At 69.8% G+C, this 20,306-nt stretch carries 19 protein-coding genes and 1 riboswitch; of the genes, 6 read left to right on the top strand and 13 right to left on the bottom strand.

The features are described 5' to 3' along the window. Positions 1-7 precede the first annotated feature (7 nt). The 3 genes from ACEXQC_RS12065 to ACEXQC_RS12055 form a co-directional block, all read right to left on the bottom strand. Complete coding sequence (locus tag ACEXQC_RS12065) at positions 8-892, bottom strand: bifunctional methylenetetrahydrofolate dehydrogenase/methenyltetrahydrofolate cyclohydrolase (protein WP_374822335.1); 885 nt, start codon at positions 890-892, stop codon at positions 8-10. Then, positions 886-2,181: a serine hydroxymethyltransferase gene (gene glyA, locus ACEXQC_RS12060; RefSeq protein ID WP_374822332.1), complete on the bottom strand. Its 1,296-nt coding sequence runs from the start codon at positions 2,179-2,181 to the stop codon at positions 886-888. Before glyA ends, ACEXQC_RS12065 begins: the two co-directional genes overlap by 7 nt. A 47-nt stretch (positions 2,182-2,228) precedes the next feature. After that, positions 2,229-2,310, bottom strand: a riboswitch (ZMP/ZTP riboswitch). A gap of 7 nt (positions 2,311-2,317) precedes the next feature. Then, positions 2,318-3,556, bottom strand: coding sequence for an MFS transporter (locus ACEXQC_RS12055; RefSeq protein ID WP_374822329.1), 1,239 nt, complete (start codon positions 3,554-3,556; stop codon positions 2,318-2,320). Between the two features lie 222 nt (positions 3,557-3,778). Here ACEXQC_RS12055 and purU point away from each other — a divergent pair, with 222 nt between their 5' ends. Next, the gene (gene purU / locus ACEXQC_RS12050; RefSeq protein ID WP_374822326.1) at positions 3,779-4,636 is read left to right on the top strand and encodes a formyltetrahydrofolate deformylase; all 858 of its coding nucleotides are present in this window, start codon (positions 3,779-3,781) and stop codon (positions 4,634-4,636) included. Between the two features lie 31 nt (positions 4,637-4,667). On the opposite strand, the gene ACEXQC_RS12045 is transcribed toward purU, so the two are convergent. From ACEXQC_RS12045 to ACEXQC_RS12015, 7 genes are all read right to left on the bottom strand, one after another. Further along, on the bottom strand, positions 4,668-5,456 hold the full coding sequence (locus ACEXQC_RS12045) for a glucosamine-6-phosphate deaminase (RefSeq protein ID WP_374822323.1): 789 nt from the start codon (positions 5,454-5,456) through the stop codon (positions 4,668-4,670). After that, positions 5,449-6,399: an ROK family protein gene (locus tag ACEXQC_RS12040; protein ID WP_374822320.1), complete on the bottom strand. Its 951-nt coding sequence runs from the start codon at positions 6,397-6,399 to the stop codon at positions 5,449-5,451. The genes ACEXQC_RS12045 and ACEXQC_RS12040 overlap by 8 nt, the downstream gene beginning before the upstream one ends. Then, complete coding sequence (locus tag ACEXQC_RS12035) at positions 6,396-7,856, bottom strand: glycoside hydrolase family 3 protein (RefSeq protein ID WP_374822317.1); 1,461 nt, start codon at positions 7,854-7,856, stop codon at positions 6,396-6,398. Before ACEXQC_RS12035 ends, ACEXQC_RS12040 begins: the two co-directional genes overlap by 4 nt. After that, complete coding sequence (locus tag ACEXQC_RS12030; protein ID WP_374822314.1) at positions 7,853-8,701, bottom strand: carbohydrate ABC transporter permease; 849 nt, start codon at positions 8,699-8,701, stop codon at positions 7,853-7,855. Before ACEXQC_RS12030 ends, ACEXQC_RS12035 begins: the two co-directional genes overlap by 4 nt. Continuing rightward, positions 8,698-9,681, bottom strand: a complete 984-nt coding sequence (locus ACEXQC_RS12025; RefSeq protein WP_374822311.1) for a carbohydrate ABC transporter permease — start codon at positions 9,679-9,681, stop codon at positions 8,698-8,700. The genes ACEXQC_RS12030 and ACEXQC_RS12025 overlap by 4 nt, the downstream gene beginning before the upstream one ends. Before the next feature lie 148 nt (positions 9,682-9,829). Beyond that, a complete protein-coding gene (locus ACEXQC_RS12020) occupies positions 9,830-11,110 on the bottom strand; it encodes an extracellular solute-binding protein (RefSeq protein ID WP_374822308.1) in 1,281 nt (426 codons plus the stop codon). Positions 11,111-11,201: 91 nt separating this feature from the next. After that, positions 11,202-12,329: an ROK family transcriptional regulator gene (locus ACEXQC_RS12015; RefSeq protein WP_374822545.1), complete on the bottom strand. Its 1,128-nt coding sequence runs from the start codon at positions 12,327-12,329 to the stop codon at positions 11,202-11,204. A 111-nt stretch (positions 12,330-12,440) separates the two neighbouring features. On the opposite strand from ACEXQC_RS12015, the gene ACEXQC_RS12010 reads away from it, so the two are divergent. After that, the gene (locus ACEXQC_RS12010; protein ID WP_374822305.1) at positions 12,441-12,803 is read left to right on the top strand and encodes a YrdB family protein; all 363 of its coding nucleotides are present in this window, start codon (positions 12,441-12,443) and stop codon (positions 12,801-12,803) included. Further along, the gene (gene nagA / locus ACEXQC_RS12005) at positions 12,800-13,978 is read left to right on the top strand and encodes an N-acetylglucosamine-6-phosphate deacetylase (protein ID WP_374822302.1); all 1,179 of its coding nucleotides are present in this window, start codon (positions 12,800-12,802) and stop codon (positions 13,976-13,978) included. The genes ACEXQC_RS12010 and nagA overlap by 4 nt, the downstream gene beginning before the upstream one ends. 39 nt (positions 13,979-14,017) lie before the next feature. Here nagA and ACEXQC_RS12000 read toward each other — a convergent pair whose 3' ends face one another. Continuing rightward, complete coding sequence (locus tag ACEXQC_RS12000) at positions 14,018-15,235, bottom strand: NADP-dependent isocitrate dehydrogenase (protein WP_374822299.1); 1,218 nt, start codon at positions 15,233-15,235, stop codon at positions 14,018-14,020. Positions 15,236-15,351: 116 nt separating this feature from the next. Here ACEXQC_RS12000 and ACEXQC_RS11995 point away from each other — a divergent pair, with 116 nt between their 5' ends. Genes ACEXQC_RS11995 through ACEXQC_RS11985 form a run of 3 tightly spaced genes read left to right on the top strand, consistent with a single transcriptional unit; the run spans position 15,352 to position 16,566 of the window. After that, positions 15,352-15,804 (top strand): GNAT family N-acetyltransferase, encoded by a 453-nt coding sequence (locus ACEXQC_RS11995; protein WP_374822296.1) that lies wholly within the window; start codon positions 15,352-15,354, stop codon positions 15,802-15,804. A gap of 10 nt (positions 15,805-15,814) precedes the next feature. After that, on the top strand, positions 15,815-16,156 hold the full coding sequence (locus ACEXQC_RS11990; RefSeq protein ID WP_374822293.1) for an MGMT family protein: 342 nt from the start codon (positions 15,815-15,817) through the stop codon (positions 16,154-16,156). Beyond that, on the top strand, positions 16,153-16,566 hold the full coding sequence (locus ACEXQC_RS11985) for a hypothetical protein (RefSeq protein ID WP_374822290.1): 414 nt from the start codon (positions 16,153-16,155) through the stop codon (positions 16,564-16,566). The genes ACEXQC_RS11990 and ACEXQC_RS11985 overlap by 4 nt, the downstream gene beginning before the upstream one ends. Positions 16,567-16,584: 18 nt before the next feature. On the opposite strand, the gene ACEXQC_RS11980 is transcribed toward ACEXQC_RS11985, so the two are convergent. Continuing rightward, positions 16,585-18,399: an ABC transporter ATP-binding protein gene (locus ACEXQC_RS11980; RefSeq protein WP_374822287.1), complete on the bottom strand. Its 1,815-nt coding sequence runs from the start codon at positions 18,397-18,399 to the stop codon at positions 16,585-16,587. Then, on the bottom strand, positions 18,396-20,237 hold the full coding sequence (locus ACEXQC_RS11975; RefSeq protein ID WP_374822284.1) for an ABC transporter ATP-binding protein: 1,842 nt from the start codon (positions 20,235-20,237) through the stop codon (positions 18,396-18,398). Before ACEXQC_RS11975 ends, ACEXQC_RS11980 begins: the two co-directional genes overlap by 4 nt. Positions 20,238-20,306 lie beyond the last annotated feature (69 nt).

Raw genomic sequence — 20,306 nt, 5'->3', positions numbered from 1 at the left:
AGCCTAATCAGCGAGCGGCCCGGCGCTCCGCTTCGGCCACGACGTTCTCGACGAGCATCGCGCGCGTCATCGGCCCCACTCCCCCGGGAACGGGCGACAGGAATCCGGCCACCTCGGCCACTCCGGGGTCGACATCGCCGATCAGCCGCGCCTTGCCCGTGGTCTCGTCGACCACACGCGTGATGCCCACGTCGAGCACGGCCGCGCCGGGCTTGACCCACTCGGGCTGGATGAGGCCGGGCACGCCCACGGCGGCGATCACCACATCCGCACGCCGCACCTCCTCGGCCAGGTTCGTGGTGCGCGAGTGGGTGAGGGTGACCGTGGCGTCGATGCCCTTGCGCGTGAGCAGCAGCCCGAGCGGGCGGCCCACCGTGAGACCGCGACCGACCACCACCACGTGCTTGCCCGGCAGCGAGACGCCGTACCGGGTGAGCATCTCGACGATGCCCGCGGGCGTGCAGGGCAGCGGCGAATGCAGCTCGCCTGCCACGCCCAGCACGAGCCGGCCGAGGTTGGTGGGGTGCAGCCCATCGCTGTCTTTCGCGGGGTCGATGAGTTCGAGCATGGCGTTCTCGTCGATGCCCGCGGGCAGCGGGAGCTGCACGATGTAGCCCGTCACGGCGTCGTTCTCGTTGAGCGCGGTGATTGCATCCCGCACATCCTGCTCCGAGGCGGTGGCCGGGAGGTCGACGCGCACCGACTCGATGCCCACCTCTGCGCAGTCGCGGTGCTTGCCCGCCACGTACGAGAGCGATCCGGGATCGTCGCCCACCAGCAGCGTGCCGAGCCCGGGCACGATGCCCTGGGCCTTCAGACCGGCCACGCGCGAGGCGATCTCGGACTTGAGGGCCGCCGCGGTCGCGTTGCCGTCGAGCTTGGTGGCTACCACTCTTCGAGCCCCGGGTAGAGCGGGAAGCCGTCGGTGAGGGTGAGCACGCGAGCACGCAGCGCCTCGACATCAGGAGACGGCTTGAGCGCACTGCCGATGATGTCGGCCACCTCGGTGAACTCGACGTCGCCGAAGCCGCGCGTGGCGAGGGCCGGCGTGCCGATGCGGAGGCCGGAGGTGACCATCGGCGGGCGCGGGTCGAACGGCACAGAGTTGCGGTTGACCGTGATGCCCACCTCGTGCAGCACGTCCTCCGCCTGCTTGCCGTCGAGCGCGGAGTGGCGCAGGTCGGCGAGCACGAGGTGCACGTCGGTGCCTCCCGTGAGCACGTCGACGCCGGCGGCGCGGGTGTCGTCTGCGGTGAGGCGCTCGGCCAGGATGCGGGCTCCGGAGAGGGTGCGCACCTGGCGATCCTTGAACTCGGGCTCGGCCGCGAGCTTGAAGGCCGTGGCCTTGGCCGCGATCACGTGCATGAGCGGGCCGCCCTGCTGGCCGGGGAACACGTTGGAGTTGAGCTTCTTCGCGAGCTCGGTGTCGCGGCTCAGGATGAAGCCGGAGCGCGGGCCGCCGATGGTCTTGTGCACGGTGGAGGAGACCACGTCGGCGTAGGGAACGGGCGAGGGGTGCAGGCCCGCGGCCACGAGGCCGGCGAAGTGCGCCATGTCGACCCAGAGCTTGGCGCCCACCTCGTCGGCGATCGCGCGGAACGCGGCGAAGTCGAGCTGGCGCGGGTAGGCCGACCAGCCGGCGATGATGACCTGCGGCTTGTGCTCGAGGGCCTTGTCGCGCACCACGTCCATGTCGACGAGGAAGGTCTCGGGGTCGACGCCGTAGGCGACGGCGTTGTAGAGCTTGCCCGAGAAGTTGAGCTTCATGCCGTGCGTGAGGTGGCCGCCGTGGGCGAGCTCGAGGCCGAGGATGGTGTCGCCGGGGGTGGCGATCGCCGAGAGCACGGCCGCGTTGGCCGTGGCGCCGGAGTGGGGCTGCACGTTGGCGAACTCGGCACCGAAGAGCGACTTCGCGCGAGCGATGGCCAGCTCCTCGGCGATGTCGACGAACTCGCATCCGCCGTAGTAGCGGCGCCCGGGGTAGCCCTCGGCGTACTTGTTCGTGAGCACGGAGCCCTGGGACTCGAGGATGGCGCGGGGCACGAAATTCTCGGAGGCGATCATCTCGAGGGTGCCGCGCTGGCGGCCGAGCTCGAGCTTGAGCACCTCGGCGATCTCGGGGTCGACCTCGCTCAGCGGGGCGTTGAAGGTGGAGGGTGTCGCGGTGGCGGGGTCGGACATGACGGGCTCCTTTTCGGCGTGACGGACGTAGGGGTGATGTCGGGATCCGTATCGACCCAGGCGCGCGGCCGAATCCCTGTCCGTCGCTTCCCGATGGTGACCATCTGAACGCCAGTTGCGACGAGCCCAGCCTACCTCAGGAGCGCTGGGCGCGGCGAGTGAGAGCGGGGGTCGCCACGAGCAGTGCGAAGCCGCAGACGAGGCCGATGAGGTAGATCCACGGCAGCGAGGCGAGGCCGAACGAGTCGAGGAAGATGCCGCCCACGAGAGCGCCGAGACCGATGCCCGCGTTGAACGCCGTGGAGTAGAACGCACTGGCCGAATCGCGGATGGCCGGGCTGGCCTCGTGCATGAGCCTCGTCGGCAGCAGGGTCGGGATGACGCCGAACGCCACGCCCCACACGAAGAAGGCGCCGATGGCCACGACGGGGTTCGATGCGAACAGGGCGATCGCCAGCACCGAGGCCCCTGTGGCGCCGAGGGCGATGAGCAGCCCCGTGGTGGGTCGGCGGCCGAACACGGCGCCCGCCGCGATCACACCGAGCGCACCCGCGGCCCCGTAGACGAGCAGCAGCAGACCGATCTGCCCCTCCGGCACTCCCATCTCACCGATCATGAACGGCGCGATGTAGGTGTAGAAGGAGTAGTTGCCGATCATGATCACGGCCACGAGGATGCAGATGAGGGCGACCACGGGGATGGTGGGGTCGAGCGGGCCCTTGCGGCGCTGGGCGCGCAGGGCCGCCGTGCTGGTGGAGACCTCGAGGTGCTTGCGGTGGTCGACCCGAGGCAGCAGCACCCAGATGAACACCGCGCCGAGCAGGGCGAGCACACCGATGCCGAGGAACGGCACGCGCCAGCCGAAGGCGTGGCCCACCGCGGTGGCGAGCGGAACGCCCAGCACGAAGGCGAGCGTGCCGCCGCCCGTGGTGATGGCGACCGCACGGCCGATCTGCTCCTTGGGCACGAGGTGGGCGGAGTAGGCGCCCACGACGCCCCAGAACACGCCGTGCGCCATGCCGCCCACGATGCGGGCGACCACGAGCACCTCGAAGCTGGGGGCGAGCCCGCCCACGATGCTCGAGGCGGCGATGGCCACGAGCACCATCATGAGCAGCAGGTGCCTGGGCACGCGGCGGAAGAGGAAGGTCAGCGGAACGCTCGTGAGCACCACGGCGAACGCGAAGAAGCTGATGAGCAGGCCGACCTGCGACTCGGAGACGCTCAGCCCCTCGCTCATCTCGGGCAGGAGGCCCGTGGGGATCATCTCGGCGGTGACCGAGAGGAAGACGGAGACGGCGAGCACGAGCAGGCCGCCCCAGGGGAAGGGCTTGACGGCGGGAACGGATCCCGTCTTGGGCAGAAATGTGGTCACGGAGGCGCACCATTCGAAGACAACTCGAAATTCGGCGGACAGAGGAGGCTCGAGTGCCAGTCCTGACGACCTGAAGCACCGATCCGCTGCATCAGCGGGGACCACCACGATTACCGCGTGATCAGCTCGGCGACGACTTCGTACATGCCCGTGGCCGAACGATGACCGTGCGACCACTGACTATTCTAGCTGAGAGCCGCTCGCTGGCAAGAGGAGAACCGCATGACCCTTCCGCACAACCACCTGGTGCTGACCTTCGTCTGCGCCGACCTGCCCGGCATCGTGCACGCGGTCAGCGGAGCGGTGGTGCAGTCGGGGGGCAACATCACCGAGAGCCAGCAGTTCTCCTCGGCCGACACGGGTCGCTTCTTCATGCGGCTGCAGGTGGAGGCGCAGGCCGGTCGCGACGTATTCGAGGCCGCTCTCGCCCCCGTGGTGGAGCGCTACGACATGAACTGGCGGCTCGACGAGGTCGGTCGCCCGCTCCGCACGCTCGTGCTCGTCTCCACGGCCGCCCACTGCCTCAACGACCTGCTGTTTCGGCAGAGGGCGGGCCAACTGCCGGTCGAGATCCCCCTCGTGCTCTCGAACCACGGGGTGCTGCGCGATCTCGCGGGCTTCTACGACGTGCCGTTCGAATCGCTCCCCACGGTCGACGCCGCCTCGAAGGCCGCGTTCGAGGATCGCGTGATCCGCGCGGTGGAGGAGCACGACATCGAGCTCGTGGTGCTCGCCCGCTACATGCAGATCATCTCGCCCGAGCTGTGCGAGCGGCTCGCGGGCAGGCTCATCAACATCCACCACTCGTTCCTCCCGGGCTTCAAGGGCGCCAACCCCTACAAGCAGGCGCACGCGCGCGGGGTGAAGCTCATCGGCGCCACCGCGCACTTCGTGACGAGCGACCTCGACGAGGGGCCGATCATCGAGCAGAACGTGGTGCGTGTCGACCACTCGCGCACACCCGCCGAGCTCGTGGCGATCGGGCAGGACGAGGAGAGCCGCACGCTCACCCAGGCCGTGAAGTGGTTCGCCGAGGACCGCGTGCTGCAGGACGGCGCGCGCACCATCATCTTCCGCTGACCCTCGGGGTCCGCCCCTCGGGAGACGGGTCTCAGACGATCACGGGGTCCCAGGTGGGCTTCTGCGCGAACGCGTCGCGGTAGTACTCCTGCTCCGCGAGCATGCTCGCGGCCTCCTCGTCGACCACCACGGTGGCCCGCGGATGCAGCTGGATGGCCGAGGCGGGCAGACTCGCTGTGAGCGGGCCCTCCACCGCGGCGGCCACCGCGTGGGCCTTCTGCGCCCCGAAGGCGAGCAGCACGAGCCGCTTCGCCCGCAGGATGGTGCCGAGACCCTGCGTGATGCTGTGCACGGGCACCTCGTCGATCGAGTCGAAGAAGCGGGCGTTGTCGGCCCTGGTCTGCCTCGTGAGCGTCTTCACCCTCGTGAGCGAGGCGAACGACGATCCCGGCTCGTTGAAGCCGATGTGGCCGTCGGTGCCGATGCCGAGCAGCTGCAGATCCACGCCGCCCGAGGCGCGCAGGGCGTCTTCGTACCGCTCCCCCGCGGTCTCGATGCCGAGCGGCCGGCCATCCGGAACATGGACGGCCGCGGAGTCGAGCCCGAGCGGCTTCACGACCTCCCGCTCGATCACGCTGTGGTAGCTCTCTAGGTGGGTGGCGGGCAGCCCCACGTACTCGTCGAGCGCGAAGCCGCGCACGCGCGAGAGGTCGAGGCCGGCGCGCACCCTCTCGGCGAGGGCGCGATAGACCGGCAGCGGGGTGTCGCCCGTGGCGAGCCCCAGCACCGCGTCGGGCTTCGAGCCGACGAGCCGCTCGATGGCCTCGGCCACGAGGGCGCCTGCCGCTCGACGCGAGCCCAGGATGATGACTTCAGCCATGGGAGATCCTCTCCACCTCCGGCGCCAGCGGCGCACCCACGAGCGCAGCTCCCACCGCCGCCACCGGGAATCCGGCGGGCACGAGCAGCACGCGCCCGTCGAGGCCGAGGGAGGCGAGGAACGGCGACTCCTCGGCCCAGGATGCCAGAACGCCGCGCACGTCGTCGAGCAGCCAGGGTCCGAGGTTGCTGAGACCTCCCCCGATCATCACGGTCTCCACGTCGACCGTGAGCACGAGGGTGCGGATGGCCGCGGCCACACCCTCGACGAACCGGTCGCGGATGCGCACGGCCGTCGCGTCGCCCCCGCTCGCCGCCGCGAGCAGGGAGAGCACGGGAATGGGGTCGTCCGTCGCCCACTCGCGCGCGATGGCGGATCCGGAGGCCACGGTCTCGAGGCAGCCGCGCTGCCCGCACGGGCACAGCACGCCGGCAGGATCGACGGGGATGTGGCCGATCTCGCCCGCGGCACCACGGGCCCCGCGCCAGAGCTCGCCGTCGATCACGAGCCCCGCCGCGAGCCCCGTGCCGAGGTTGAGGTAGGCGAGGGAGCGGGCGGCCGCCGTGGGGTCGCCCGCCGAGGTCATGAGGCGGTAGGCACCGAGAGCGGCGGCCTTGACGTCGTTCTCGACCTTGACCTCGCGGCCGAGCAGGGCGGAGAGCCGCCCACCCACGTCGAGCTCGTCGAAGCCGAGGTTGACGGCGTGCGAGACGATGCCGCTCGTGGTGTCGACCTGGCCGGGGATGCCCACCCCGATCGAGGTGAACTCGCGCACGTCGTGCCCGGTCGCCGTGGCGATGCGCCCGACGCCGTCGAGGGCCGTGCCGATCACGGCGTCGGCCCCGAATCCCGTGACGAGCCGCACACGCTCCACGATCGACCCGCCGTCGTCCACGGCGACCGCATCGGTCTTCGTGCCGCCGATGTCCAGTCCGATCCTCACGCCCGCACTCCTCTCGCGCTCAGCAGTCCGGCGAGCGCCTCGCCCACGAGCGAGGAGGCCCCGAAGGTCGCCACCTCGGCGTAGGAGCTGTCGCCTCCCGGCCAACCCATGTCGACGGCGACCACGCGGGAGTGTCGACCCCGCAGAGTGTCGATGAGGCTCCGCACCCAGGGCCGTCGTTCGTTGTCCTTGCCCACCACGAGCACGTATGCCCCTTCGGGAATGTCATCGATGCGGGCGGCCCACCCGTCTTCGTCGACGGCGATCACGGGGAGACCCGATCCGCTCTCCTCCCAGCTGCGGAACGGCCCCCACGGCACGTCGCCGACCGCGATGTTCGCCTCGGTGTCGACGCGCACCGCCACCCATCCTTCGTCACGGAGGGTGTCGGCCGCAGTGGGCGCGACGGCGAAGGCGGCGACAAGGCGATCGACGGCGGGAGGCTCAACCGACGTGCGGCCCATGCCCGGCTGCGACCCGGTCAGCGAGCGCACGAGCGCCTGCACCCTGCCGAAAGCCTCTTCCACGCGGGCCCGGTCCAGTCCGGGAGCCGACTCGACGCGCGCCACGATCTCCTCGAGCTGCGCCTCCGTGTTCTTCGTGCCGATGCAGAGCAGGTCGCAGCCCGCGGCGAGCGCCCTCACCGCGGCCGTGGGGATGCCGGTCTCGGCACTCGCCCCCGCCATGTCGAGCGCATCCGACACGATCACACCGGTGAAGCCGAGCTCGCCGCGCAGCAGGCCCTGCAGGATGGCGGGCGAGAACGTGGCGGGCGCCTCGGCATCGATCGATGGCACGAGGATGTGGCTCGTCATCACGGTGAGCGCTCCCGCGCGGACGCCGGCCGCGAACGGCGCGAGCTCCCGCGCGCGCAGCTCGTCGGCGCCCACATCGATCGAGGGCAGCGCGAGATGCGAGTCCTGGGCGGTGTCGCCGTGCCCGGGGAAGTGCTTGAGGCTCGCGGCCACGCCCGTGGACTGCAGCCCGTCCGTCCACGCCGCGGTGTGCCTGGCCACGAGAGCGGCCTCGGCGCCGAAGCTGCGCACCCCGATCACGGGATTCCGCGGGTTCGAGTTGATGTCGGCGTCGGGGGCGAAGTCGAGGTTCACGCCCACCGCCCGCAGCTCGAGCCCCACGGCCACGGCCACGGCGCGAGTCGCGTCGACGTCGTCGGTCCGTCCGAGCAGCGCGTTGCCCGGGAACGGCGATCCGTGACGGTGGTGCACCCGCGTCACGTCGCCGCCCTCCTCGTCGATGGCGATCACGGCTGCGGGGTTGGCGGCGAGGATGGCGGAGGTGAGCTCCCGCAGCTGGCCCGTGGAGACCACGTTCTCGCCGAACAGGCACACACCCGCGAGGCCGTCGCGGAGCATCCGCTCCACCCAGTCGGGCAGGGTCGTGCCCACGAAACCGGGTAGCAGGGTGCCGAGCACGGCCCGGCGCGAGGCCCCGCTCATCCCTTCACCGCCCCGCTCACGAGACCGGAGGTCATCCGGCCCTGCACGAACAGGAAGAACACGATCACGGGGATGGCCATGAGCGTCGACCCCGCCATGATGGCGGCCCAGTTGGTGGTGCCGGTGACCTGCTGGAAGGTGCGCAGCCACACGGGCAGCGTCATCATCTCGGGCCGCGAGTTCACCACGAGGGCCAGCAGGAACTCGTTCCACGCCTGGATGAACCCGAACACACCGGTGGCCACGAGACCGGGCGCGAGCAGCGGGAACGTGATGCGCCAGAAAGCACCGGTGCGCGAGCAGCCGTCGATCATGGCGGACTCCTCGAGCTCGATGGGCACCCCGTTCACGAAGCCGCGGAGGGTCCAGATGGTGAATGGCAGCACGGTCGCCACGTACACGAGGGTGAGGCCCACGATGGTGTTGAGCAGTCCCCAGCCGTCGAGCACGCGGTAGGTCGAGACGATCATGGCCTCGGCGGGGATCATCTGGATGATGAGGATGACGAAGATGAACGTCTTGCGGCTCTTGAAGCGGTACCTCGTGACCGCGAGCGAGGCGAGGAACGCGAAGACCAGGGCGATGACGACCGTCGAGATCGTGACGAGCAGCGAGTTGCCGAGGGCCGGAAGGAAGGGAGCCCGACCCGGATCGAAGATCACGGTGGCGTAGTTGTCGAGGGTGGGGTTCGCCGGCACGAAGTTGGGCACGCTCCCCCGGATCTCGTTGTTGGGCTGGAGGGACGTGTTGATCATCCAGTAGACGGGGAACACCGAGAAGGCGAACACCACGATCGAGGCCGCACCGAGCAGGATGCCCGTGAGTCGTTTGCGGGACAGGGTCACTGCTCCTCCTCCTTGAGGCTCCGGCGCACGTAGAAGATCGAGATGGCGACCATGAGGATGACCATGATCACCGCGATCGCGCCGCCGGTTCCGTAATCGCCCTGACCGAGCGAGGTCTGATAGATGTACACGCCGAGCGTGGAGGTCTGCTCCTTGATGCCGCCGATGCCCTGCAGGGCGAAGATCTGGGTGAACACCCGCAGATCCCAGATGACCTGCAGGATGACGACCACCACGAAGATCGAGCGCAGATACGGGAACACGATGAGCCGGAAGCGCTGCCACGCGCCCGCGCCGTCGAGCTGGGAGGCCTCGAGCACCTCCTCCGGCACTTGCGTGAGGCCCGCGAAGATCGTGAAGGCCACGAAGGGCACGGCCCCCCAGGTGACGATCACGGTCGCCACCACGAAGAACGAGAACGGATCGATGAGCCACGAGTGGTTCGAGTAGTCCTGCCCCGAGACCGCCTCGAGCAGGAAGTTGACGACCCCGTACTGGGTGTCGAACATCCAGCCCCACACGATCGTGGCGGTGAGCGCCGGCATGGCCCAGGCGAGCAGGAGGCCCACCGAGACGAGCACCTTGAAGAAGCGGTTGACCCGGTTCATGAGCAGCGCCACGAGGGTGCCGATCACCATGGCGGTCACCACGTTGGCGAGGCAGAACAGCACGCTGCGGCCGAGCACCGCCCAGAACTGCGGATCGCTCAGCACCCTGGCGTAGTTGTCGAAGCCGATGAACGGGGCGGGGGCCCCGAACACCTGGGCGCGGCCGAACTCCTGGAACGACATCACGAAGAGCTGCACGAGCGGCCAGCCGATCACGACCCCGAGCACGAGCAGGGCCGGCAACAGCAGGGTCACCGGCGTGAAGCGGCCGGCCCGCCGTCTGTTCGTGCCGCGGCCGCGGCCGAGCTCGGGCGGCAGCTCCTGCAGCCCGCCCGATTCGTGCTCCCTGATGAGGGTCACCGTCGAGGTCATCCTGGGTCCTCCCGTTACGATTGCGGGGTGCCTCTCACCTTCCTAGGGCGATGGGCATCTGGGCCGGCGGTGGCCGCTGTTCGCGCAGCGGCCACCGCCGTTTCTCGTCTTGCTCCGGTGCCGTCGTCGACGACGACGACCCGGTGCGCTACGAGTTGAGGATGCCGTCGATCTTCGCGTCGAGCGCGGTCGCGAGCTCCTCCACGTCGCCGCCCTGGGCGATCGAGACGAAGAAGTCCTGCAGCGCTCCGGAGGCCTCCACGTCGGCCCACTTCGGCGACGCCGGGGTGAGCTTGCTGTTGGCCGCGGCCTCCGCGATCGCCGTGGCGACCTCGTCGGTGCCGAGGGTGTCGGCGAGCGAGACCTTGGCGGGCACGAGGCCGTTCTCGCCGAGGATCGACTGGTACTCGTCGCTCAGCATGATCTCGAGCGCGTCGGTGGCGAGCTCGGGGTGGGCCGACTTCGCGGCCACCGCGATGTTCGAGCCACCCGCGAACACGTGGGCGGCGCCGCCGTCGGCGCCGGGCAGCGCGTAGACACCGAGGTTGGCCTCCTGCTCGGGGCAGCCGGGCGCATCGGCGTCGGCGGGTGCGAGGATCGAGCCCTTGAGCCAGCTCGGTGCGGAGAGGTTGGCCACCACTCCCTCGCAGAACGGCACCTGCGGGTCGGTCTCGTTGCAGTCCTTCGCGGCCACCGAGGCCTTCGTCATGACCTCCTGCACCTGCTTCAGGCCCTCGATCGATTCGGGGCTCGAGAAGGTGGAGGTCCAGGTGTCGCCGTCCTGCTCGGCGATCTCGCCTCCGGCCTCCCAGATGTAGGGCAGGGCGTTGTACCAGTCCTGGCCGGGGAAGTAGATGCCCGAGACGCCGGGGTTGGCCTCGGCGAGCGCGATGCCGTTGGAGACGTACTCGTCGAGGGTGGTGGGCACCGAGAGCCCCGCGTTCGCGAGCAGGTCCTTCTTGTAGAACACGAGTCGGGCGCCCGAGTAGTAGGGAGCGGCGTACAGCGTGCCGTCGTAGGTGCCGGCCTCCACGAAGCCGGGCAGCAGGTCGTCGCCGCCGATCTCCTCGTAGACGTCGGTGAGGGGCAGGAACGCGCCTGCCGAGGTGAAGGCCGCTGCCTGGGTGTTGCCCACCTCCACCACGTCGGGGCTGTCGCTGCCGGAGAGGTTGGTGGTGAGCTTGTCCACGAGGCCCGTCCAGCTCTGCTCCTCGATGGTGAGGGTGCTCCCGGGGTGTTCCTCCTCGAAGGTGGTCTTCAGGTACTCGCGGGCGGCGTCCGGGGTGTCGGTGCCGTTCAGCCAGACCCGGAGCTCTGCAGAGTCTCCGCCTCCGGAGCCGTCTCCGGAGGTGCCGCCGCCTGCGCAGCCGGCGAGCGCGAGCGCGGCCGAGACTCCGAGGGCGGTGACGGCGAGTGTCGTCTTCCTCATGGTGTTCTACCTTTCCTAGGGCGATGGTCGCCGGCTGGGCACCGGCCTGTGAGTGCGTGTGGAGCTGTGCTGCTGATGGTGCTGTGGTGCGTCAGGAGACTCCGAGTCGCGCGGAGAGCACCATGACGGCCGCACCGCGCAGAACGATGTCCTGCCCGAGCGCGGTCATCCGGAGCGAGACGGAGCCGTGGAACGCGGCCATCGTCCTGCTGCGGAGGGTCTCGAGGGTGGCGCTCGCGAGAGTGCCGTCGAGAAGTTCGGTGGGGCCGCTCAGGATGACCTCGCCGAGGTCGAGCGCACCCACCACGGGGGCGAGCGCGATGCCGAGGCGCTCACCCGCCTCGCGGAGCACGGCGTCGCGTTCGCGCGCGTCGACGTTCTCCGGGCGGCCGAGCCGCTCGATGAGGTTCGGGATGCTCAGCCAGGTCTCGAGGCAGCCCCGCTTGCCGCAGGCGCAGACGGCCCCGCCGTCGGTGCCCACCACGACGTGGCCGATCTCACCCGCGGCGAAACGGCTGCCGAAGAGCGGGGTGCCGCCGAGCAGCAGGCCGCCACCCACACCGTGACCGATCTTCACGAGCATGGCGTCGCTCTCGGCACCCCCGAAGCTGTGCTCGGCGAGCATGGCGGCGTTCGCGTCGTTCGACACCACCACGGGCACACCGAAGCGCTCGGCGAGCAGATCCTGCAGGGGCACACCGCTCCAGCCGAGGTTGGGAGCAGACAGCACCACTCCCGCGAGGTCGACCACGCCGGGCGACCCGACGCCGATGCCGAGCACCGGGGCGGTCGCCTCGGCGAGCAGGCGCTCGGCGAGGGCCACGACCTTCTCCACCGCCTCGTCACCGGTGGAGCCCGCGAGCTCGACCTCGGCCCGGGACGAGATGGCGCCGTCGAGGTCGAGAAGGGCGCCCGAGAAGGTGGAGTGCTCGGAGAGGTCGAGGCCCACGATCACGAAGGCCGACCGATCGAGGTCGAGCAGGGTCGCGGGCTTGCCCGGCCGGGTCTCCTCGCGCTGGCCCAGCTCCACGAGCAGGCCGTCGGCGATGAGCTCGGCCACGAGGGCGCTCACGGTCACGCGGGTGAGCCCGGTCTCGCGCGCGATGTCGGCGCGACTGCGCCGGCCGTCGCGGTACAGGGTTTGCAGCACGAGCGAGCGGTTGTGGCCCCTCGTGTACTCCGGCAGCACCTTCGAGCTCGGCCTCAGTGCCTTCCGCATCCCCGTCATGTTTGTTAGTAAAGCTTACGAACATAATCGGATCAAGAGTCGTCGAGGAATTCGTTCGCACACTTTACAAACCCGTAACTTCGGCGCAGTCGAGCATCTAGCATGGAGTCCGTGCCAGATCAGACCCGTCAGAGCAGTGTGAGCATCAACGACGTCGCGCACCTCGTGCTCACGCTGTTCCTCTTCGTCACCCTGGGTGTCTGGGGGTTCGTGGCCTGGCCGTTCCCGATCAACATCGCCGTGGGCATCGGAGCCCCGCTGCTGGCGATCGTGGTCTGGGCGCTGTTCCTCTCCCCCCGGGCCGTCATCGCCATCGACTCGTTCGGCCGGGCGCTCGTGGAGATCGCGCTCGTGATGGCCGCGGCGCTGGCCTGGTTCACGCTGGGCCAACCGATCGTCGCCGTGGTGTTCGCGGTGCTGGCTGTCGCGAGCGGTGTCGTGGCGGGGCGCAAGGCGCTCCGGTGAGCCTCCTCCTCCACGGGGCGCGGAAGCTCGATGCCGACGGGATCGTCGACGACTTCTGGCTCCTCGTGGAGGGGGACCGCATCGAGGCGGTCGGCACGGGCGACTCCTGGCGCACTCGCGTCCCCTCCCCCGACGGCGGCGAGACTCGGTCGTTCGAGATCGTCGACGCGGCGGGTGCCTGGCTGACGCCCGGCTTCATCGACCTGCACGTGCACGGCGCCGGTGGCCACTCGTTCGACGACGGGCACGACGCCATCCTCGCCGGCCTCGCCGTGCATCGACGGCACGGCACCACCCGCTCGGCCGTCTCGCTCGTGGCGAACCCGCCGCACGAGCTCGAGGCGAGCCTCGACGCGATCGCCCGTCTCGCGCGCGTCGATCCGCTCGTGCTCGGCGCACACCTTGAAGGCCCCTTCCTCGCGCCCGCCCGCAAGGGCGCCCACGATGCCGCGTTCCTCGGCCACCCCACCCCGCACCTCGTGCGCGACCTCGTGGCAGCCGGTCAGGGCAGCCTCCTGCAGATCACGATCGCTCCGGAGCTCCCGGATGCGCTCACCGCGATCGCGACGTTCGCAGAAGCGGGCGTCGTGGTCGCCGTGGGCCACACCGACGCCTCCTTCGACGAGGCGCGCGCCGCCTTCGACCGCGGCGCCACCCTGCTCACCCACGCCTTCAACGCCATGCCGGGCATCCACCACCGCGATCCCGGCCCGCTCGTGGCCGCGTTCGACGACCCGCGCGTGGTGCTCGAGCTCATCGCCGACGGCGTGCACGTGCATCCGGCGGTCGTGGAGCTCGCCTTCCGCAGCGCTCCCGGGCGCATCGCGCTCATCACCGATGCCATGGCCGCCACCTGCTCCTCCGACGGCGACTACCGGCTCGGATCCCGCGAGGTCACCGTGCAGGTGGGCCGCGCGCGGCTGACCGGCACCGACACCATCGCGGGCTCCACCCTCACGCAGGACGCGGCCCTGCGCACAGCCGTCACCGCGGGCGTCGATCCGGTTGCCGCGATCACCGCGCTCACGGCCACTCCCGCCCGCGCGATCGGCCGCCGCCACGAGCTCGGCGCCCTGCGCCCCGGCCTCGTCGCCGACCTCGTGCTGCTCACGCCCGCCTTCGAGGTGGTCGACGTCATCGCCGCCGGGCAACGGCAGAGCCCCCGCCCGGTGTGACCGGGGCGGGGGCTCTGTCGAGGTGCGTGCTGAGGGTGCCTAGGCGCCCATGCGCTCCTTGAGGTTGGCGTCGAGGGTCGCGAGGAACTCCTCGGTGGTCTGGTACGGCTGGTCGGGGCTGACCAGCAGAGCCAGGTCCTTCGTCATCTTGCCCGACTCGACCGTCTTGATCACGACGTCTTCGAGGGCGAGCGAGAAGTCGATGAGCGCCTGGTTGCCGTCGAGCTTGCCACGGTGGGCGAGGCCACGGGTCCAGGCGTAGATCGAGGCGATCGGGTTGGTGGAGGTGGGCTTGCCCGCCTGGTGCTGGCGGTAGTGGCGCGTCACGGTGCCGTGCGCGGCCTCGGCCTCCACGACCTTGCCGTCGGGAGTGGCGAGCACGCTCGTCATGAGGCCGAGCGAGCCGAAGCCCTGGGCCACGGTGTCCGACTGCACGTCGCCGTCGTAGTTCTTGCAGGCCCAGACGTAGCCGCCCTCCCACTTCATGGCCGAAGCGACCATGTCGTCGATGAGGCGGTGCTCGTAGGTGAGGCCGGCTGCGTCGAAGCGCTCCTTGAACTCGGCCTCGAAGATCTCCTGGAAGATGTCCTTGAAGCGACCGTCGTAGGCCTTCAGGATGGTGTTCTTCGTCGAGAGGTAGACCGGGTAGTTGCGCGTGAGGCCGTAGTTGAGCGAGGCGCGTGCGAAGTCGCGGATCGAGGCGTCCTGGTTGTACTGCACCTGGGCGATGCCGTCGTCGGGCGCGTCGTAGACCTCGAACTTCATCGGCTCCGAGCCGTCCTCGGGGGTGAACTCGACCGTGAGCTTGCCCTTGCCCTTGAACACGAAGTCGGTGGCGCGGTACTGGTCGCCGAAGGCGTGACGGCCGATGATGATCGGCTTGTTCCAGCCCGGCACGAGGCGCGGGATGTTCGAGATGATGATCGGCTCGCGGAAGATGACGCCGCCGAGGATGTTGCGGATGGTGCCGTTCGGCGACTTCCACATCTTCTTGAGGCCGAACTCCTCCACTCGCGCCTCGTCGGGCGTGATGGTGGCGCACTTGACGCCGACGCCGTGCTTCTGGATGGCGTGCGCCGCGTCGATCGTGACCTGGTCGTCGGTCTGGTCGCGGTACTCGATGCCGAGGTCGTAGTACTCGAGGTTCACATCGAGGTACGGGTGGATGAGCGTGTCTTTGATGGCCTGCCAGATGATGCGAGTCATCTCGTCGCCGTCGAGTTCGACGACCGTGCCTTCAACCTTGATCTTCTGCAATTCAGCTCCTTGGCGGCCGCCGGAAATTAGGCCGCTCCCCAGTTTACCCGGTCCGTCAACTATCTCGACATAGAGATATCTTGGCGCCCGGGTGGGGCAGCGGATAGCCTGAGTCCATGAGCGAACTGAGGCTGGAAGAACTCGCGGCGTCGAACATCGTCGCGGCCAACACCCTCACGCTGAAGCCCGGCCAGGAGCAGTACGTGGCTCCCGTCTCGCACTCCATCGCCGAGGCCTACGTCAATCCCCACACCGCGTGGCCGCGCGTGGTGATCGAAGACGACGAGGTGGTCGGCTTCATCATGGGCAACTTCGATCCCGATGCCACCGAAGACGTGTTCCGCGGCTGCATCTGGCGCATCAACGTGGCGGCGAGCGCCCAAGGGCACGGTGTCGGCCGCTTCGCGGTGCTCGCGCTGGCCGACGAGGCGCGCAGTCGCGGCTTCGAGCGGATCACCGTGATGTTCGAACCGGGCGAAGACGGCCCGGCCGCGTTCTTCGAGCGCATCGGCTTCGAGACCATCGGCGAGACGCCCTACGGCGAGACGATCGCCGCGCTCACTCTGTGAGGCGAGTGCTGTGAGCTTCGTCGACGACGTCCTCGACGTGGTCGACTCCATCCCCTCCGGCCAGGTGCTGAGCTACGGAGACGTCGCCGCGCTGCTCGGCTCGCGCGCCGCACGGGCGGTCGGTGGGGTGCTGCGCGCCTACGGCCACGCGCATCCGTGGTGGCGGGTCGTGCGTTCCGGAGGCCTCCCGCCGACGGGCCACGAGGCCACGGCCCGCCCGCACTACGAGGCGGAGGGCACCCCGCTCCGAGCCATCTCGCGGGAACCGGGGTATGCCGTCGACTACGCTGTAGCTCGGTGGCGGCCGTCGCATCCGGCCGCTCAGCACGAGAGGACCGACCACAGCAGATGAGCAAGCGCGCACTCCTCGCCGGAATCACGGCGGCAGGCCTCCTGGCCGCGCTGTCCGGCTGCTCCCTCGCGACCGCCATCACACCGCCGGTCGAGTCGCAGCTGTACCCCACCATCGCCGAGGCCCGCGGGCCCGACGCCACGATCGCCATCCCCGACTGGGTTCCGGATGACGCGGTGGGCATCCGCATCAAGGAGAACGCCGAAACCGGCGACGCCATCATGCAGTTCGGCGACCCGGCCCCCGAGACCATCGGCACGGCGTGCGACGCCTCGGTGGCCGGCAACACGGCGCCGCTCGACGACACGTGGTGGCCGCAGACCCTGCCGCCGCCCGAGGAGATCACGTGCCAGGACGGCTGGCACATCGCCTTCCTCTACGGCTCGCAGTTCTTCGCCTGGAAGCCCTGACCCGCAGCTGACCTGCGGCTAGACCAGCGACTCCCGCCACGACGCGTGCAGCTGGGCGAAGCGCCCGGTGCCCGCGATGAGCGCCTCGGGGGTGCCGTCCTCCACGATGCGGCCGTGCTCCATCACGAGCACGCGGTCGGCGATCGAGACCGTCGACAGGCGGTGCGCGATGATCACGGCCGTGCGGTCGGCGAGCAGCGTCTGCAGCGCCCCCTGCACGAGGCGCTCGCTCGGGATATCGAGCGAGGCGGTCGCCTCGTCGAGGATGAGCACGGCGGGGTCGGCGAGGAAGGCGCGCGCGAACGAGATCAGCTGGCGCTGACCGGCCGAGACCCGCCCGCCGCGCTTGTTCACATCCGTCTCATACCCGTTCGGCAGCCCTCGGATGAACTCGTCGGCGCCCACGGCCTTCGCCGCGGCGATGATCTCGTCGCGTGAGGCCTCCGGCTTGCCGATGGCGATGTTGTCGGCCACGGTGCCCGAGAAGAGGTACGCCTCCTGGGTCACCATCACGATCGCGCGGCGCAGATCCTTGGGGTGGAGCTCGCGCAGGTCGATGTCGTCGAGCGTGATGCGCCCGCCGGTGGGGTCGTAGAAACGCGAGATGAGCTTGGCGAGGGTCGACTTGCCCGCTCCCGTCGACCCGACGAGCGCGATGGTCTGGCCGGCGGGGATCTCGAGATCGAACTCAGGGAGGATGGGCCGCCCGGCGGTGTAGCCGAATGAGACGCCGTGGAACTCCACGGCGCCCTTCGAGGTCCACAGGTCGACCGGGTTCTCGGGGTCGGGCACGCTCGGCTGCTCCTCGAGCACGCCGGAGATCTTCTCGAGCGCCGCGGTGGCGCTCTGGTAGCTGTTGTAGAACATCGCCATGTCCTCCATCGGATCGAAGAACCGACGCGTGTACAGCACCGCCGCGAGCAGCACGCCGATCTCGAGCCCTCCATCGATCACCCGGAAGCCGCCGATGAGCAGCACCACGGCCACCGCCACGTTGCCGATGAGCACGAGCCCCGGATCGTAGATGCCGAAGAGGCGGATGACTCGCGCGTTGGCCTCGCGGTTCTTCTCCACGAGGCCCGCGAACTCGTCGCCGTTCCGCTTCTGGGTGCGGAACGCCTTGACGGCGCGCACACCCGTCATGGTCTCCACGAAGTGCACGATCAGTCGGGCCGACGCCACCCTGGTGCGCCGGAACATGCGCTGCGAGCGCACCTGGAACCAGCGGGTGAGGATGCCGAGCGGCACGAGCGCGGCGAGCAGGATGAATCCGGACTCCACGTCGAGCAGGAACAGCGCGATCGCCGTGAAGAGCATGTACAGCACACCCTGCACGAGCTGGTTGATGCCGGAGTCCAGCAGCTCGCTGATGGCGTCGAGGTCGCTCGTCTGCCGCGAGATGATGCGGCCCGAGGTGTAGCTCTCGTGGAACTCGAGGCTCAACCGCTGGGTGTGCAGGAACACCCGTCGGCGCAGGTCGAACAGGATCGCCTGGCTGATCTGCGCCGAGAGCACCGTGAACCAGGCGATGAGCCCTGCGCCCACCACGCCGGCCAGGAGGTAGGCCACACCCGCGAGTGCCACGGGCATCCAGTCGTTCGCGAGCAGGGCGGGGAGGCCGGTGTCGATGCCGTAGGCGATAATCGAGGGGCCGGCGACCTGCGAGACCGTGCTGATGACGACCACCACGATGCTGAGCACGAGGCGCGCGCGGAGCGGGTGGATGAGCGAGCCGAGCAGCCGCAGCGAACGGCGGCGGATCTGCGTGCTCTCGGCGCGCGAGAAGTCGTCGCGCTCCTCGCCGGAGACCCCGGAGACGGACGTGGTGCTCATCGGGGGACCTCCTCGGTGGTGGGCGCGGTGCTGGCTGCGTCTGTGTCTGTGTCGGTGCTGGTGTCTGTGTCCGGGGCGTCGAAGCTCGAGATCACGAATCGGTAGTGCGGGCTCGTGGCGAGCAGCTCGGAGTGGGTGCCCACGGCCGTGATGCGCCCGTTCTCGAGCAGTGCCACCCGATCCGCGAGCGCCACGGTCGAGGGCCGGTGCGCCACGATGAGCGCGGTCGTCGTGGCGAGCACCCGCCTGAGCGCCGCCTCCACGAGGGCCTCGGTGTCGACGTCGAGCGCGGAGAGCGGATCGTCGAGCACGAGGATCTCGGGGCGCGCGGCGATGGCCCGTGCCAGCGCGAGTCGCTGGCGCTGGCCGCCGGAGAGGCTGAGCCCCTCCTCCCCCACCATCGTGTCGAGGCCCTCGGGCAGGTCGTCCACGAAGCCGGCCTGCGCGATCTCGAGCGCCTCGCGCAGGTCACCCTCCGAGGCCTCCGGCCGGCCGAGCAGCACGTTCTCCCGCACGGTGCGGCTGAACAGCGTGGCCTCCTCGAAGGCCATCGCGATCCTGGCGCGCAGGTCGTCGAGCGTGAGGTCGCGCACGTCGACGCCGTCGACCCGCACCGATCCGCCCGTCACGTCGTAGAGCCGCGTGGTGAGCGCGGTGAGCGTCGACTTGCCGGATCCGGTGAGCCCCACGAGCGCCATCGTCTCGCCCGGTCGCACCGTGAGCGAGACGCCGTCCACGAGGTCGGGGAACGACTCTGGCGCATCCTGGTAGCGGAAGTGCACGTCGTCGAAGACGAGCTCGCCACCACCGCGCGCGGGAGAGGCGGGTCGATCCGGATCCTGGATCGTGTTCTCGGAGTCCATCACCTCGAAGAAGCGCAGCGTCGCCGTCTTGGCGTCGAGGGTCATGGCGAGGAAGTAGCCGAGCGACCAGATGGGGAAGAGCAGCACGGTGCCCGTGGCGAAGAACGCCACGAGCTCCCCCACCGACGACTGCCCGGTGGAGGCGAGCCACACGCCCACCACGAGGCACACGCCGAAGGCGAGGTCGGGGATGAGGGTGAGGTAGAGCCAGATGCCGGCGATCGCCTTGGCCTTCTCGATCTCGGTGCCGCGCAGCTCCTCGGCCTGCGACTCGAAGCGCTTGAGCGCGTAGCGGCCGCGGCCGAAGGCCTTGAGCACGCGGATGCCGTGCACGGCCTCCTCCACGCTCGTGGCCAGGTCGCCCGTCTGGTCCTGGCTGCGGCGCGCGACGTCGGAGTACTTGCGCTCGAAGCCGAAGCTGTAGAGGATGACCGGCACCGCGGCGGCCACGAAGATGAGGCCGAGCACCCAGTTGAGGCTCACCAGGATGACAGCACCGCCGATGATCGTGAGCACGTTCACCACGAGCAGCACGAGCCCGAACGACAGCCAGCGGCGGATGAGGTTGAGGTCGCCCACGGCGCGCGAGAGCAGCTGACCGCTCGGCCAGCGGTCGTGGAACGCCACCGGCAGGTTCTGCAGGCGCTCATAGAGGCTGTTGCGCATGCGAGCCTCCACGTGCGTGCCCGGCGTGAGCACGAGGGCTCGCCTGGCGGCGATGAGCGCCGCCTCGATCACGCCGAGGACGAGCACGATGCCGGCGGCGATCCAGATCTCACCTGCGTCGCCGTCGGCGAGCGGGCCGTCGACCATCCACTGCAGCACCTGCGGGATGGCGAGCGCCACGGCACTCGCGAGCAGCGACACCACCATGGCGATGTAGATGCGCGGCAGCGCCTCGCGCACGTAGGGTCGCAGGCGCGACAGCACGGCGACCGTCCCCACGGCCGACTTGGGGTTCGTGGGCTCTGGCATGATCCGTTTCCTCGTAAGCAGCCTTACAGAATACGTTCGCGCGCGGCCGCCTGCAAGTCGACGGCGGAG

Source organism: Herbiconiux liukaitaii, from assembly GCF_041927495.1.
In the GTDB taxonomy this organism is placed as follows: Bacteria; Actinomycetota; Actinomycetes; order Actinomycetales; family Microbacteriaceae; genus Herbiconiux; species Herbiconiux liukaitaii.
This window is presented reverse-complemented; position numbering and strand designations above follow the sequence as displayed.

Bases quoted from the DNA above. Each gene is read 5' to 3' on its own strand.
- glyA (WP_374822332.1), bottom strand. From the start codon at position 2,181: ATGTCCGACCCCGCCACCGCGACACCCTCCACCTTCAACGCCCCGCTG.
- purU (WP_374822326.1), top strand. From the start codon at position 3,779: ATGACCCTTCCGCACAACCACCTGGTGCTGACCTTCGTCTGCGCCGAC.
- ACEXQC_RS12045 (WP_374822323.1), bottom strand. From the start codon at position 5,456: ATGGCTGAAGTCATCATCCTGGGCTCGCGTCGAGCGGCAGGCGCCCTC.
- ACEXQC_RS12035 (WP_374822317.1), bottom strand. From the start codon at position 7,856: ATGAGCGGGGCCTCGCGCCGGGCCGTGCTCGGCACCCTGCTACCCGGT.
- ACEXQC_RS12025 (WP_374822311.1), bottom strand. From the start codon at position 9,681: ATGACCTCGACGGTGACCCTCATCAGGGAGCACGAATCGGGCGGGCTG.
- ACEXQC_RS12020 (WP_374822308.1), bottom strand. From the start codon at position 11,110: ATGAGGAAGACGACACTCGCCGTCACCGCCCTCGGAGTCTCGGCCGCG.
- ACEXQC_RS12015 (WP_374822545.1), bottom strand. From the start codon at position 12,329: ATGCGGAAGGCACTGAGGCCGAGCTCGAAGGTGCTGCCGGAGTACACG.
- ACEXQC_RS12010 (WP_374822305.1), top strand. From the start codon at position 12,441: ATGGAGTCCGTGCCAGATCAGACCCGTCAGAGCAGTGTGAGCATCAAC.
- ACEXQC_RS11995 (WP_374822296.1), top strand. From the start codon at position 15,352: ATGAGCGAACTGAGGCTGGAAGAACTCGCGGCGTCGAACATCGTCGCG.
- ACEXQC_RS11985 (WP_374822290.1), top strand. From the start codon at position 16,153: ATGAGCAAGCGCGCACTCCTCGCCGGAATCACGGCGGCAGGCCTCCTG.
- ACEXQC_RS11980 (WP_374822287.1), bottom strand. From the start codon at position 18,399: ATGAGCACCACGTCCGTCTCCGGGGTCTCCGGCGAGGAGCGCGACGAC.
- ACEXQC_RS11975 (WP_374822284.1), bottom strand. From the start codon at position 20,237: ATGCCAGAGCCCACGAACCCCAAGTCGGCCGTGGGGACGGTCGCCGTG.